The organism is Gammaproteobacteria bacterium (assembly GCA_016705365.1).
Lineage (GTDB): Bacteria > Pseudomonadota > Gammaproteobacteria > Pseudomonadales > UBA5518 > UBA5518.
Genome location: JADIYI010000008.1, coordinates 1,051,686 through 1,067,437 on the forward strand (window position 1 = coordinate 1,051,686; position 15,752 = coordinate 1,067,437).

The following is a 15,752-nucleotide window of genomic DNA, read 5'->3' on the forward strand; positions in this document are numbered from 1 at the left end:
GTTCAGGCCGCCTCTTGCTGATGTCCTGGGATCGCGATCTGCACATTCCACGGCAACAACTCATCGACCCGATTGATTGGATGCTCGCCAATGCAGCCGATCACGTGCCGCAGGTACGCCTCGGGGTCGAGTCCGCTCAGTTGCGCGCTGCCGATCAGGCTGTACATCGCCGCCGCACGCTCGCCGCCGCTGTCGGAACCGGCAAACAAATAGTTCTTGCGCCCGAGCGCCACGGGACGCAGCGCGCGCTCGGCGGCGTTGTTGTCGATCTCGAGGTGCCCGTCGTCGCGGTAGCGCGTTAGCGCCGCCCAGCGCCCGAGTGCGTAACGCACAGCCTCGGCCAGCCCCGATTTGCGCGGCACCTGGGTCAGGATGTTGTCCAGCCACGCGTGCAGTTGCTTGAGTATCGGACCGGCCCGCGCCTGGCGAACCGCGCGACGCGTATCGGGCGGGTGGCCCCGAATCTCGGCCTCGACCGCATACAGCGCGGCGATTTGCGCCAGTGCGGCAGCGGCCAGCGGGCTGCCCTGAGCCTGGTGCACCTCGTAGAGCTTGCGCCGGGCGTGCGCCCAGCACGCGGACTCGACGATTTGCTCACTCGCAAACAGTTTGCCGAAGCCGGCATACCCATCGGCGTGCAGGGTGCCGTGGAAGGCTTGCAGGTGCCGTTGCGGATGCACGCCCTTGCGATCCGGCGAATAGGCAAACCACACCGCCGGTGCGCTGTCGCCGTGGGCGGGGCGTTCATCACGCACATAGGTCCACAGCCGTGCGGTCTTCGTGCGGCCACGTCCGGGTGCGAGTACCGGCACCGGGGTGTCATCGGCGTGCAGCGTCGCGCCGGCGAGCACATGACGGCGGATCGCCTCGACCAGGGGTTGCAGCAGGGTTGAGCATTCGCCTACCCAACCGGCCAGCGTCGAACGCGACAGATCCACGTCCTCGCGCGCATAGATCCCGCTCTGCCGGTACAGCGGCAGGTGGTCGCAGTACTTCGAGACCAGCACGTGCGCCAGCAATCCCGGACCGGCCATGCCGCGCGCGATCGGGCGCGCTGGCGCATCGGCCTGCACGATCCGCTCACACCCGCCACACGCCAGCTTCGGGCGCACATGGCGAATCACCTTGAAGCGCGCCGGTACATACTCCAGCATCTCGGCGACATCCTCGCCAATCGGGCGTAACCGACCCCCGCAGTCGGGGCAGCAGGTGCCGGCAGGGGTGTGGATCTGTATCTCGCGCGGCAGATGGGCCGGGAGCGGTTTGCGTACGGGAATGCGGGGCTCGGCACGCGCGGCACCCGGATCGACCGCAACCGAACCGATCGTTGGGGTAGGCTGCGTGGTGGCCAACAGATTGAGCTGATCGACATGGCCCTCGAAGCGCTCGGCGCGGCGGCCAAAGTGCAGGCGCTGCAGCTTGGCGATCATCAGCTTCAGATGGGCGATCTCGCTGCGCTGCGTCGCAATAACAGCCTGCAATTTGGCGGTGTTATCGGGGTGGTTATCAGCAGCGTTTTGCATGCGTGCATTATAGTTTTTGCGCGCATAAATCGCCGCAAAAAACGCCGTGAATTTACACGGCCAGACGTGGCGCGGTGCGCACCGGACGGCGCCAATCGATGCCCTCGAGCAGCATCGATAATTGCGCGTGCGACAACGCCACTTTGCCCGCTTGTGCCTGTGGCCACACGAAGTGTCCGCGCTCGAGGCGCTTGGCAAACAAACACATCCCGTCGCCATCCCACCACAGCACTTTGATGCGATCGCCGCGTCGACCGCGGAAGACAAACAACTGCCCCGAGAACGGGTCGGCGAGCAGCTGCAACTGCACCAGTGCCGCCAGGCCATCGAAGCCGCGGCGCATATCCGTCGCACCCGCCGCAATCCAGATCCGGGTGCCCGCCGGCAATGCCATCATCGCAGCAACTGCTCGAGTACCACGCGCAGTGTGTCGACATGCGGTTGCCCTTCGATATGCAGCCGGCCACGCGAACACTCGATGAGCAGTGAACCGTTGCCCTGAGCACGTGCATGATGTGCAGTCGCAGACGGCTGTGTGACTGCGCTGTGGACGATCTCCACGGGCACCAGCGCGGGTGTCACCCCATCGAGCGTGCCGTCACGGAACGCGCGGCGCCACTTGAACACCTGGTTGGCATTGATGCCATGATGACGGGCAATCCGCGCGACCGACAAGGCTCCCGGACGAAAGGTCTCCTCGACGACGACACGTTTGAATTCCTGAGAATGATGCCGATACCGACTGCGACCCCGCGCAGGTGAAACAGGATCAAGCGAATTTGTGTCCATAAATCATTCGTGGACACAAATTGGTGTGTCCCTCCTCCAGGAGGGTATGCTTACGAACCGCTACCGTCGCGTCGAGAGGGTGCTGGCCGGACGCTTACGCTTCATATAAGATGCTGTGATTTGCGCATTCTGCGCCGGGCATTGGCAGTGTGATTTCAAGTAAATCGGAAAGTGGTACCTGCATATGAAAATGATAGAAGGCTTCTCAGGGATCGCACCAAGGAGTGGAGGCGCGAAGGTCAAGTATCAACTCTGGATCGACGAAAACGGGGCGATGTATGCGCAAATCATCGAGAACATCGTTAAGGCCAAGCGGAAACGCGGAACACATACAACGAACCTGTATCGAGTAACGGATTATTTGGACTATCGCTTCATAAGAGCTAGAGACTGGGTTCTGGTCGGGATTGATCCTAAAACCTTCGAAGAGGCGGCGCCCGTTCGTGATTTCAATGAGGCGGGGTTTTTGAAAGCAATTTTGAAGCATCTGTTTCCGAAGCCGATGGTGTGATGTTTTCTTTGGCTCTCGCCGGCAGCTTTTCAGAGGTCGATGACTACATTCCGTAGCGAATTTATGCGTGACGACGAATTGTGGCGACAAGATACGCTGAGTGGTGCGTACATTCTGGCGACGAGAATTTTCGTACAGCATCAGCTGCTCGATGCATTAGGCAGCTATGTTGATGCGTTAGATCGATGCCGCGGCGAGACGAACTCTAGGCAGTAGCAGGAATCGAGTGAGCAAGTACGACAAGGCGAATATTTGGGGGCTTCACGCGGGGATGCTCAGGCCTACCAGTGCCAGTCCTTGTCCCTGATCTATCGGGGGTGGCAGGACGCTTTGCTCGACTTCAAGAATTATCGGTTGAACGGGCGCGACGTCCACTTGACCCTGTGGCGTTGCCCGTTGGTGTAGGGCCGCTTCGAACACTACATCAATCCAATTCGTGAACACCTTGAAAGGCAGCAATCCATGAGTCGCAGCAAGAAGACGACCCCCGAAGACACGAGGCCAGTCGCCGACGCCCCCAAGTCGACCGACACCACCCTCGCAGCATTTATCTGGAAGAACGCCGAAGATCTCTGGGGTGATTTCAAGCACACCGACTTTGGCAAGATCATCCTGCCGTTCACTTTGCTGCGCCGCCTGGAGTGCGTGTTGGAGCCGACCCGTGAAAAGGTCAATGCCATGCACACCAAGATGAAGAGCAAGGGCATCGACGTTGACCTGGTGTTGCGCCAAACCGCCGGGCTCCCGTTCTACAACACATCGCAATACTCGCTGGCGACGCTCGGCGCGACCAAGACCAAGTCCAACCTGGAGGCCTACATTGCCGGCTTCTCGGACAACGCCCGCGCCATCTTCGAGCAGTTCAATTTTTCTGACACCGTCGCCCGCCTTCACCGCGCGGATATCCTGTTCAAGATCTGCCAGAACTTCGCCAACACCGACCTGCACCCCGATGTCGTCCCCGACCGGGTGATGTCCAACATATATGAGCACCTGATCCGCCGCTTCGGCGCGGAGGTCAACGAGGCGGCCGAAGATTTCATGACGCCGCGTGACGTGGTTCACCTGGCCACGACCCTGCTGCTGGACCCGGACGACGCGCTGTTCCGCAACAACCCCGGCCTGATCCGCACCCTCTACGACCCCACTTGCGGCACCGGCGGCTTTCTCACCGACGCGATGAACCACGTCGATGGCTACACTGCCAACGGCAAGGCGCCGCCCGTGCTGATTCCCTTCGGGCAAGAACTGGAACCGGAAACCCACGCCGTTGCGCTCGCCAACATGCTGCTGCGCCGCTTGGAAACCGAGCCTGCGCGGGATCTCTCGGCGAACATTGCCGGCCCGAAATCGACGCTTTCTCAAGACTCCTTCGCTGGCAAGCACTTCCACTACTGCCTTTCCAATCCGCCCTTCGGCAAGAAGTGGGAGAAAGATCAGGCTTACGTTGAGCGTGAGGCAAGGGAGAGGGGTTTCGATGGTCGCTTCGGTGCCGGCACGCCGCGCGTGTCAGATGGTTCGATGCTCTTCGTGCAGCACTTGATCGACAAGCTGGAGCGCCCTGAAAAGGGCGGTGGTCGCGCCGCCATCATCCTCTCCGGCTCGCCGCTGTTCACCGGCAACGCCGGCCAGGGCGAATCCGAGATCCGCCGCTGGCTCCTTGAAAACGATTACATCGAGGCCATCGTCGCCCTGCCCACGGACATCTTTTTCCGCACTGGCATCGGCACTTACATCTGGCTTTTGACCAACAACAAGCCTAAGGCACGAAAGGGAAAGGTGCAGCTCATTGATGCTACCGGCCTTCACTCGCCGATGCGCAAGGGAGAAGGCAACAAGCGCCGCTACATCAGCAACGAGCAGATTCAAGCCATTGCCCGTCTCTACGCCGACTTCGAGCCCGGGGACAAGGTTTGCGTCGTGGACTACCACGATTTCGGCTATCGCCGCATCAAGGTTCAGCGCCCGCTGCGCCTGACGGTCCGGATCACCGAAGACACCCTGGCCGCCCTCCAGGCCAGCAAGCCTTTCGCCAAGCTCGATGCAGATGAGCAGGCCGCCTGGCTGGCCTTTCTGCGCAAACACTCGGGCAAGACCTATCCCTGTGATTGGCTGTCGACGTTGCCTGCGCTTGCGAAAAAGGCAGGCTTGTCCAAGGTCGGTAAGCCTCTGGCCGGTGCGCTGCAAGATGCGCTGGGCGTGCGCGACCCGCAGGCTCCGGAGGTTCTCGACGAGGACGGCAACGGGGTCCCCGACAAGGAACTGGATGATTTCGAGAGCGTGCCGCTGGCGCAGTCCATCGACGCCTATATGGCCGCCGAAGTGCTGCCGCATGTGCCGGACGCCTGGGTGGACGACAGCTACACCGATGAGCGCGACGGCAAGGTGGGCAAGGTCGGCTACGAGATCAATTTCAACCGCTATTTCTACAAGTACGTTCCGCCGCGCGACCTGCACGAGATTGATGCGGAATTGAAGGCAGTGGAAGCGGAGGTTGCTGCGCTACTAGATGAGGTGGCGAAGTGACGGTACAGATGAAGGAAAGCGGGGTCGATTGGCTGGGGCGAGTGCCAGCGCATTGGGGTGTTGTCCGGAGTCGTCGGCTGTTTAGAGAACGAAATGAAAAGGCCAATAAATCTGATCTGCAACTGACCGTTTCGCAGAAGTACGGTCTACTTCCTCAGGCAGAGTTTATGGAGAAGGAAGGGCGTCGAATCGTTGTTGTGCAAAAGGGCCATGACATTCTTAAGAGGACGATGCCGGGAGATTTCGTTATTAGTATGCGAAGTTTTCAGGGTGGTCTTGAGATTTCTGAGTATGAGGGGTCTGTAAGTTCGGCCTACGTTCCTCTCGTTCCAATCAAGTGGGTTGTACCTCGATATTTTCGCTGGGTGTTCAAGAGTATCACCTACATTCAGGCACTCCAGAGTACATCTGACCTCGTTCGTGACGGCCAGGCCTTGAGGTTTGAGAATTTTTCGAAAATTCCATTGCCCGCAGTTCCTATAGAGGAACAGTCTGCGATTGCAGACTTTCTCGATAGATCTACCGCTCGCATTGACGCGCTGGTAGCGAAGAAGACCCGCTTCGTCGAGCTGCTGCGCGAGAAGCGCCAGGCCCTGATCACGCATGCCGTGACCAAGGGGCTGGATGCAACCGTGCCGCTGAAGGACAGCGGGGTGGAGTGGCTCGGGGCGGTGCCGGCGCATTGGGAAATCGTTCCGCCAACCGCGCTCTTTACAGAAAGCAAGGAAAGAGCACGTGAGGGAGATCGGGTACTTTCTGCCACCCAGAAGTATGGCGTGATTCCATTGGATGAGTTTGAGGCACTGGAGCAACGGCAGGTAACAAAGGCTTCGGCGAATCTTGAAATGCGAAAGCACGTCGAAATTGGGGATTTTGTGATAAGCATGCGAAGTATGGACGGCGGGCTTGAGCGGTCCCATGCGGTAGGAAGTGTGCGGTCGTCCTATTCGGTCCTGAAGGCAGGGGCGGATGTCGATGGGATATTCTACGGAGCACTGCTGAAGTCGAGTCTCTACATTCAGGCATTGCGTCTGACATCCAGCTTTATTCGGGATGGGCAGGATCTGAATTTCAGTCATGTTCGGAAGGTGAAGCTTCCAAAGCTACCTCTGAAAGAGCAGGCTGAGATTGCTGAGTACATCGACGCACAGTCCACCCGAATCGCCACCTTGATCGCCAAAACCGAGCGCTCCATCGAGTTACTGCGCGAACACCGCACAGCCCTCATCACCGCCGCCGTCACCGGCAAGATCGACTTGCGCGATCCGGCATAGGGAAACGCCATGCACCCTGCCTTCACCGATACTGCCCATTTCGAGAAGTACTTCGAGAGCTACATCGTCAAGCAGCTGGCCTTGCGCGGCTGGCAGGTGGGCGATACCGCTGGCTACGACCAGAACCACGCGTTATATCCTGCGGATCTCGCAGCCTGGGTGGAGGCCACCCAACTGAAGCGTTGGGAGAGACTGGTGGCCGGCAACGGCGACAAGGCAACAGCCATACTCATGGATCGTCTGGCCCAGGCGCTGGAGAAGGAAGGCACGGTCCATGTGTTGCGCCGTGGCATCAAAGTGGCGGGGGCCGGTGAAATCAGCCTCAGCGAAGGCCAGCCCGAGGACGAGCGCGACCCATCGGCCTGGGCCCGCTACAAGGCGAACATCCTGCGACTAGTACCGCAGCTCAAGTACCGCCCTGGCAGCCAGCTGGGCATCGACCTGGTGTTCTTTATCAACGGCATTCCCGTCGCTACAGTGGAGCTCAAGACCGATTTCACCCAGTCTGCGGACGCCGCCGTTGAGCAATACAAGAATGATCGGTTGCCGTTCGAAAAATCCACCGGCCGCAAGGAGCCGCTGCTGACTTTCAAGCGCGGCGCCGTTGTCCATTTCGCGATGTCGGATAGCGATATCCGCATGGCCACCAAGCTGGCCGGCGCGGATACCTTCTTTCTGCCCTTCAACAAGGGGCGAAACGGGCACGCCGGTAACGCGCTGCGCGATGACGGCGAGTATCCCGTGGCGTACTTTTGGGAAGAGGTGTGCCAGCCGGACAACTGGCTGCGCATCTTCCACAGCTTCGTCTACACCGAAAAGAAGAACGTGGTGGACCTGCAAGGCAACCACTTGGTCAAGGAAGCACTGATCTTCCCGCGCTTCCATCAGTGGGATGCTGTCACGCGCATGGTTGCCGATGCCAAGGCCAAGGGGCCCGGCATGACCTACCTGTGCGAGCACTCCGCCGGTTCCGGCAAGACCAGCACCATTGCCTGGACGTCGCATGACCTGATTCGCCTGCGGAAACCGGATGGCACCGCGCTCTTCCACTCGGCCATCGTGGTCACCGACCGGACCGTGCTCGACAGGCAGTTGCAGGACGCGGTCCAGCAGATCGACCACCAGCAGGATCTCATTGCCGCCATCGGCGACAAGGACACCGGTGAGAGCAAGTCGAAGGAGCTGGCCAAGGCGCTCGAACGGCATACGCCGATCATCGTCGTCACCATCCAGACCTTCCCCTATGCCATGGAGCAGATCCTCACCAACGGGAAGCTCAAGGACTGCAACTTCGCGGTGATCATCGACGAGGCGCATACCAGCCAGACCGGCACGGCGGCCTCCAAGCTGCAGGCCACCCTGGCGCTGCGTGATGCCAACGAGATGGCCGGCCTGTCCGTTGAGGAGTTGCTGGAGAAAATCCAGTCGTCGCGTGTGCGCCCCAAGAACGTCAGCTATTTCGCATTCACCGCTACGCCGAAGCACGCCACGCTGATGCTGTTCGGGCGTCCCGCCGCCCCGACCAAGCCTGCCAGCAAGGACAACCTGCCTGAGTCCTTCCATAAGTACCCGATGCGGCAGGCCATCGAAGAGGGCTTCATTCTTGACGTGCTGCAGGGCTACTTGCCCTACAAGACGGCGTTCAACCTCGCCGAGCCAGTCAAGGACGGCAAGCGGGTGGAGAGCAAGGCAGCCAAACGCGCGCTGGCGAAGTGGCTGAACCTGCATGCCACAAACGTGACGCAGAAGGCGCAGTTTATCGTCGAGCATTTCTCCGCGAACGTCGCGCCTCTGTTGGGTGGAACTGCCAAGGCCATGGTGGTCACGTCTTCACGGGCGGCGGCGGTGCGCTATAAGAAGGCCATCGATGCGTACATCGCGGAGCATGAGCAGCACAAGGACCTGCACGCGCTGGTGGCGTTCTCCGGCTCGCTGACCGGCAAGGAAGTGATGCATGCCTCCGATGAGGGCGCTACAGGCGAGCCCTTCGCTGCGCAGGATGACGGCGCGTTCTCCGAGAGCACGATGAACCCTCGCCAGTACGGCAGTGATCTGCGCAAGGTGTTCGAGCGCCCGGAGTTCCGGGTGATGATCGTTGCCAACAAGTTCCAGACCGGCTTCGACCAGCCCAAGCTGTGCGCGATGTACTTGGACAAGAAGATCACTAACCCGGTCGAGGTCGTGCAGACCCTGTCGCGCCTGAACCGTACGGCACCCGGCAAGGACTCAAACTCCGTATTCGTCGTTGATTTCGTCAACGAGCCGCAAGCCATCGTGGATGCCTTTGCCAAGTACGATGCGGGTGCGCGCATCCATGATATGCAAAACCCCAATGTAGTTTACGACCTCCAGTCTGATCTGGATAAGGCCGGCATCTATGTGCGAGAGGAGGTTGCTGCTTATACCGCGGTTCGTTTCAAGTCCGCCGTGGCCTATGCAGCTGGTAAAAAGGCCCAGCACAAGGATCTCTACGCCGCAACCAGTGCCCCGACGCAACGTTTCAACGACAAGGTGAAGGCTGAGCGCGTCGCCATTCAGGCCGCTGAAGCGGCCTATGAAGCTGCCAAGGCCCAGGGCAACGAGGTCGGCATGAAGCAGGCGGACGCCATCAGGGCCGAACACGCGGAGGCTCTCAAGAAGCTTCTGGACTTTAAATCAGGCCTGACCCGCTTTGGATCACTTTATACCTATATCGCCCAGACCATCGATCTTGGCGACCCCGAGTTGGAGGGCTTTGCATCCTTCACGAAGTTGCTATCAAAGCGGCTGGATGGTGTGCCGCCGGAGCAGGTCGATGTTTCGGCACTTGTTCTTACTGGCTTCGATATCAAAGCGAAGGATCTGCCGGGCATCGATGAGCAACCCGATGAAGAAGCCCTTGTGCTCAAACCCGTTGGGCCGGGCGGAGGCGGGCAGGCGCCGGTGCCTGTCTACATGAAGCAGGTGATCGCGCGGCTGAATTCCATCTTTGGCGAGGCGACGCCGCTGACCGATCAGGTTGCCATGGTCAACCAGGTTGCCGATATCGCCCGAGAGGATGCGAACACCATGGCGCAGGTCGCAAACAATCCGCGCGACGTGGCCATGAACGGAAACATCAAGGGGGTTGTGCAGGCAGCCGTGGTGCGCGCGATGTTGTCGCATCAGGCGCAGGCGGAGCATCTCTTGAAGCAGGATCAGCAGGCGTTGGCACCGTTCACTGCGCTCATCTACGACTTGCTGAAAGGAGGAAAGAATATCGATCTTGAATCGCCCTGGCCTTCCTAGATATTTCGCTGCTTCAAAATCCGAGAGCAGTGGAGGTCCCGATTCCATGCCGAACGCTATTTTGATAGAGCGCCCCTCGACACATAGCGAACGCACTTCCTTCGCGCTGCACGTGGCACGCCAAGTGGCGCCAGTACGCTGCTGATGCCCGGGCCGGGAGCGTGGTGTAGCGGACCCCTCCGGAGGCGAGGGGAGGCCCGGCGAGCGGGAGTCAGGGGCGTGTGATCTAGGGCGGCAGGCGGCATCGGGCACATGTCCCAGGTCGCAGCTAACCCCTGGGCCCCATCGGCACCGGAAACCTGGGAAGCTGGGATTCTGGGCAGGTGGTCAGGTTTTCAGTTTTCCAGAATTCCAGCTCCCAGGGGACCGATGCTGTCGGTGGCCGGCGAGGTCGGCACGGTAGCTTATCTGTGACCCATATGGGCTACGGCGGACTGCGGTGCCTTGACCTAAACTCTGTCCTTGAACTGGTGCACGGTGTGGCCAGGAGATTGGGAAAGGAATCCGTTGGATGGGCCGCAGGCAACAGAGCATTCTTGAAGTTCTGATGGATTGCCCGTGGTGGGTGAGCGTCATCGTATCCGCCGCTAGCTATATCGGGTTGGCGGTAGTGCTGCCATCCGTCGAATTCAAAAGCGCTCCGTTCCAGGCGATGGCCAAGGGTATCGCGCCGTTAGCTACGTACGTGGCCTTGGTCTTCCTCATTCCGGCGCCAATTTCCGCGTTCAACTCCTGGCGCAAGCGTCAACTGGTGGACAGAGAGAGCGGCATTCAGTTCATCCTGTCATTCTTTGCCATATTCGGAGCCGCAAATTATGAGCCATATTCGTATGCTGTTGCGTTGAACGAGACGTTCGCCAAACAGGCCCATTGTGGTATTTAAAGTCGCAGCCCGTAGAAGACGAACCAAGCATGCAGCAAACTACCGTCGGCACGATCGCTCACAACTGGAACTTCACTCCTGACTTCCCCACATTGCCGCCCAACCTCATCGAGCGACCTCACCTATTGCAGACAATGGTGGACGTGCTCGCTGGTGAGACTCTCGTCCTCTTTCTTGAGGGGGAGGAGGGCGACGGGGCTACGACTACCTTGGCGCAGTTTTGCCACGCCTACCCGTCGGACACGTTTTCGCTGTTTATTAAGCCGGCAAGCCGAATGGCATACAGCCTCGACTACCTTAGGCTCGCACTGGCGGAGCAGTTCTACTGGCATGTATTCGGGGAGTCCCTGAACAAGGACCCGCTAACAGAGAGCGAGTTCAACAATCTTAAGCTCAGGGTCCTGAGCAAGCACCGGGGTCGAACGCTCTACTTCGTCGTCGACGGCCTCCACCAAATTCCACTCGAAGATCGCCGTGTCATCACATCCATCTTTACCGATCTGTTGCCAATTGGAGCGGGGCGGTGCCGGCTAATCGTTACTGGTCAGCAAAGCGCATTGACCGGCTACCTTCACAGCAGCGTCAAGTCTAAGCCATATCAATTGCTGAAGCTCAGACTCGAGGAATGCAGGAGCTTCCTTTCGGATACCGGAATCGACGACGCAGAATGCGGAAAAATCTACGAGCTCTGCAAATACGGGAGCCCAGGACGTCTCGCGGTCGTGCGTCGACTGCTGCTCTCGGGGACGCCGCTTTCGAACATCTTGGAAACGGACCCGACCAAGTATCTGGAGTTTGTCAAGCTTGAGTTTGACATTCTGGGTGATCTGGGCGAAAGCGAACTGCTTGTCGTTTCATTAGTCGCTTTCTCCAAGATGTCACTAACGCTCGCAGACTTAGTTGCAATGGTCAAGAATGAGCCGGAGGAAGTTCGCAACACGATCGCGAAGTGTCAGTTCTTGTACACATCCGCAGTGAATGCGGTCGAGTTCATTTCCGAAACCCATAGGCACGTTGCTGGCAAGAAGCTTGATCGACTAAAGCGGCAGGCACTTACTGCTCAACTGGAGTACCTTCAACAGAACCCTAGCAGCGAAGCGTCTTTGCGCTACTTGCCTGTCTACTTCGAGACGCTGAATCAACAGGAGGCAATACTGGCGTTGCTGTCCAAGGAGCACTACGGGCATTTGCTGGAGAGCACGCAATCGTTCTCTGCACTGCGCGCGCGGGCAGAGATGGGCGCGAAGAGCGCTGCAAGTCTCCAGCGAATCCATGACGTTTTCAAGTTCTCGCTGCACAGGTCTCTCTTCTCCAGCGTCAGAACAGCCGAGGGTTCATCGGCTAGGATCAAGGCACTTGTGGCCATGGGAAAATCGAATACCGCGCTGGCGCTGGCCAATGCAGAGGCGACGAAGGAGGATCGACTGGAATTGCTTAGCGCCTTTGCACGGCGTGTCACAGAGCGCAGGGGCGAAATCGAGCCGGAATTGTTGGCATACATTGGTACGCTCATCCGCGACGTAAATTTCAGCGATCTTGGCGACAAGGCCATCAAGATCGCCGCTGACGTCCTTGTCTTTGATGCAGATGCGGCTATCGGGATCATCGAATCCGCGGTAAAAGGAGCTACCGCTGCAGTCAAGGATGCTGCCTACACGGAGCTTTCCATATCCGCATCTCTAGCCAAGCTCAAGTATCAGACAAAGATTGATGACAAAGCACGGGCGCGAATTTCCGATGAGGCACTACAACAAGTCGCGCTTTCCTTCGAGCTTGTCGCCGAGCGTTTAGATGCCCGCGAACTGGTCAGCACGCTGGCCAATATGCCGGCAGCGCACCAAGTTTTTTTCTTGCGGTCCTTTGTCAACATCAAGCGACGGGACCCCAAGATACTCGATCTCGTTGAACTCGGCCTCGACACGATCATCCGGGAGACTGAGTACATTCCGAGGGCGAAGGACTTGGCCGACCTGTGTGCTCCATTCATGGTTCCCATCGAAAACCACACTCGGCTTCGCCATCTCGTGGCCCGCTTCGACAGCCAGTTGGGGCTGGTTGCCAAGGCGGCTCAATCGAAGGACCTGACGGTTCTTGCGATGCGACTTGCGGCAGCCGAACACCAGTACGACAAGCGCCTAGCGCGCGACCGCATCGAGCAGGCGTACTTTGACGTCAGCGACATCAGGACGCCTGAAGTTCAGATGGAGTGCTTTGCCATCATGTTGGGGGCGCTATCACGACTGGATAATGATGATCAGCTCGAAAAGGAGGACGGCTTCAGGGCTGTCGTGAAAGCGGACTTAGGTAAGCTCCTAGATATTGTTTTGAAGGACACGGCCGACCACATCAGTACCGTATCGCCCGTTTTGAAGGTGCTGGCCGCAGACGACTGTGAGGTAGCCTTGGAGCTTGCATCTCGGCTCAACGTGATGCCTCGTCGGGATGTCGCATACGAGAGCGTGGCGAGCGTACTCGTTGCGCAGCCATACACCGAAACGAGGCTCGCCTCGGTAAAGAAAGCACTTGAGTGCATCACCAACGTAGACCACCGAGCCCGGGCTACTGTTGCGTTGCTCGGGGCACTGGACCCCAACCCCACTAAGTCAGATTGGGTGCCGCATCTGGAGGAGTTTCGTCACCATTTGTTGCGCGGTCACCAGTTGGGCCATTGGGATTGCTGGATGGTCAGGGCGTCAGCAGCCGCGAAGTGTGAATTCCCGATGGAACTCTTCGTGGACCGGGTCAAAGAAGCTGCGAGTCGCGTTGCTTCTCCGCTTGAAGAAAGCAATCTTTACTTCCAGGCCGCTGAGACGCTTGCCGAGTCTGCGCCGGATCGTGCCCAGAGTTACTATGATCAGGGTGCTCGGGTTGCCGCAACCACCCCGTTCAGCACTGCTGCGACCTGCAAGCTCTTTGAGCTCTGTCTATCGTTGGTTGGGCGCGCGATGGCCCCCCTGGCTCGGGCGGGACTCCTGGATGACGACAAACTCAGCCGTCACGCACGACTGGTCGATCACCTGCCGGGCATAATCCCGCGAATTCGCGTGTTGAACGAGTTTGCTGAACGTATGTGGTGCGCGGAACGAACGGACTTGGCGAACAGGGTAGTTCAAGAGCAGTTGCGCCCCCTGCTTGAGGAAGCGCGACTGGTCCATGCTTCGGTAGCTCGTCTGGCGATAGCAATCGCGTTTCCCTCTGTGTGCGTGTCGCATATCAAGCTCGCGCTGCCCCTTCTCAAAGATTTGCCCGATGTGGAAGCCGACGACGCGCTTGTCAACGCAGCTATGCTTAGGTTTAGGCATCTACCAAGTACAGAGCCTGACGTAAACGGTCGCTTCGACCATACTCGGCTAAACGCCGCTGACATTGTCGACGTGATTGAGATGCTGCAATTCGCCCGAATGGATTCGAGTATTTTCGGGTTGATGAAGGCTATGGTCGAGGCAATCAACGACAAGAAGAACCGCACTCGGTTCACTGCCCAGCAGAAGGCGGACTGGTCTACTCGCTTAAAGGCGATAGTCGACGATAAGCTGCCCGATCCGCGCAACATTCAGCACATCGGATACAAGGTCGTGTGCATGACCCAGGTGTACGCGCTTGTGGAAACACCATGGCCGCAGTGGGAGGAGTTGGAGAGGCAGACGGAGACAATCGGCAATTGCGCAGATCGGGGCTACATCTTCGGCGGCTTGGCCGTGGCGCTTCCCGCCAAATTCCTGACTCACCGTAAGAGGCTGCTTGAGCGCGCTGTTGCAGAGATTCAGAAGATTCCGTCGCCCATCGACCGCCTGTCGCACTTGCAAGGATATGCGCAGGAGGCTCACGCCAACAACTCTGCCGCCTCCGCGCGGGAGTGTCTTAAGTTAGCGATGAAGTTATCTGTGGAGATTGAGGACAACGCTCGTTCGTCTCAGCATAGAGGCGAACTGATCGACATTGCTGACCAGATTGACCCGGGGTTCGCAAACGAGCTCATCGAGCTTGTCGACGATGATCCAGCGAGAGCCCAGCTGAAGATCGACGCCAAGCACGCCGCAGCCGTTGCCAAGGCAAAGCGGGAGATGGCCGATGCGAAGCAAATCAAGGACATAACCAAGTGGGACCTAGAGATGCTTCCCTCTGCTGCATGGAAGAACCTCGCGGCGCTTGAGGCGGGCCGCCTTGAAGTCAAGCCACTTGACGTGATGACTCAGTTCGTCACGTTGTCAGCAGGGGGGACAATACAGGACGCCTACCCGGTGCTATCGTGGCACCTGACCAATCTGGACAGGAAGTTCCGGCAACCGCAGGACATCGTCTCGCATATCGTTCCCGTCTGCGAAGCTCTGCTGCTATCGGCAGAACTTGCTCAATCCATCATGAGTAAGGTCTCTGGTCGTCCTGACAATGTGCGCGAGGATGCGCAGGAGAACGGCTTGGTGGTACGCAGGAAGACGCGCGCAGAGGCCATCGAATTTATTGAGCGGTGGATTCGTGACAATGCAAGGGAGCACATTACATACTGCGACGCCTATTTCTCGAGCAGGGACATTCCGTTGCTACGTCTTTGCCTGGCGCAAGCGCCTGATTGCAAAGTTTTCGTGATTGCCAGCAAGCCCCACTTAGTCGAGAACAAGGAACACACAGAAGAGCCATTCGAGAAGGTATGGAGGGCGCAGAGCGATCAGACTCCGCCGGAGACCGAAATCATTGCTCTTGCGTATGCGGATTTGCCCGGTAAGCATGTTCTACACGACCGCTGGCTACTTACTAAGGATGCAGGGTTAAGGTTGGGAACATCCTTTAACTCCTTGGGCGAAGACCGCCTCTCGGAGATGTCAGAGATGGAGCCTAGCCAAGTGGCGGCCGTTCAGGAGCAGATCGGGAAGTACATCGCAAGACAGCGCGTCATCGACGGTGATCGTATCCAGTACAGCGGCTTCACACTCTAATGAATCCGGCTGGAGGACATCTAGGTTCGTCGTCGATGTTGTTAC

9 protein-coding genes are annotated in these 15,752 nt (G+C 58.7%); 6 read left to right on the forward strand and 3 right to left on the reverse strand.

Annotation, left to right across the window (positions count from 1 at the left end; translation table 11 throughout):
- Positions 1-2: 2 nt before the first annotated feature.
- The 3 genes from IPF49_12535 to IPF49_12545 are packed head-to-tail and all read right to left on the reverse strand — an operon-like array spanning position 3 to position 2,312.
- Positions 3-1,523, reverse strand: a complete 1,521-nt coding sequence (locus tag IPF49_12535) for an IS66 family transposase (protein ID MBK6288436.1) — start codon at positions 1,521-1,523, stop codon at positions 3-5.
- A gap of 52 nt (positions 1,524-1,575) precedes the next feature.
- Positions 1,576-1,920 carry an IS66 family insertion sequence element accessory protein TnpB gene (tnpB, locus tag IPF49_12540; GenBank protein ID MBK6288437.1) on the reverse strand — a complete coding sequence of 115 codons (345 nt, stop codon included), beginning with the start codon at positions 1,918-1,920 and terminating at the stop codon, positions 1,576-1,578.
- Positions 1,917-2,312, reverse strand: a complete 396-nt coding sequence (locus tag IPF49_12545) for a transposase (GenBank protein MBK6288438.1) — start codon at positions 2,310-2,312, stop codon at positions 1,917-1,919. Before IPF49_12545 ends, tnpB begins: the two co-directional genes overlap by 4 nt.
- Positions 2,313-2,496: 184 nt before the next feature.
- Between IPF49_12545 and IPF49_12550 the strand changes: the two genes are divergently transcribed.
- The 6 genes from IPF49_12550 to IPF49_12575 all read left to right on the forward strand — a co-directional run bounded on the left by IPF49_12550 (position 2,497) and on the right by IPF49_12575 (position 15,707).
- The gene (locus IPF49_12550; GenBank protein MBK6288439.1) at positions 2,497-2,823 is read left to right on the forward strand and encodes a hypothetical protein; all 327 of its coding nucleotides are present in this window, start codon (positions 2,497-2,499) and stop codon (positions 2,821-2,823) included.
- A gap of 462 nt (positions 2,824-3,285) precedes the next feature.
- On the forward strand, positions 3,286-5,349 hold the full coding sequence (locus IPF49_12555) for an SAM-dependent DNA methyltransferase (GenBank protein MBK6288440.1): 2,064 nt from the start codon (positions 3,286-3,288) through the stop codon (positions 5,347-5,349).
- A 434-nt stretch (positions 5,350-5,783) separates the two neighbouring features.
- Entirely contained in the window at positions 5,784-6,623 is an 840-nt protein-coding gene (locus IPF49_12560) for a restriction endonuclease subunit S (GenBank protein MBK6288441.1), read from the forward strand.
- Between the two features lie 9 nt (positions 6,624-6,632).
- Positions 6,633-9,890, forward strand: coding sequence for a type I restriction endonuclease subunit R (locus IPF49_12565; protein MBK6288442.1), 3,258 nt, complete (start codon positions 6,633-6,635; stop codon positions 9,888-9,890).
- Positions 9,891-10,401: 511 nt separating this feature from the next.
- Positions 10,402-10,773 carry a hypothetical protein gene (locus IPF49_12570; GenBank protein MBK6288443.1) on the forward strand — a complete coding sequence of 124 codons (372 nt, stop codon included), beginning with the start codon at positions 10,402-10,404 and terminating at the stop codon, positions 10,771-10,773.
- A gap of 29 nt (positions 10,774-10,802) precedes the next feature.
- Positions 10,803-15,707, forward strand: coding sequence for a hypothetical protein (locus IPF49_12575; GenBank protein MBK6288444.1), 4,905 nt, complete (start codon positions 10,803-10,805; stop codon positions 15,705-15,707).
- Positions 15,708-15,752 lie beyond the last annotated feature (45 nt).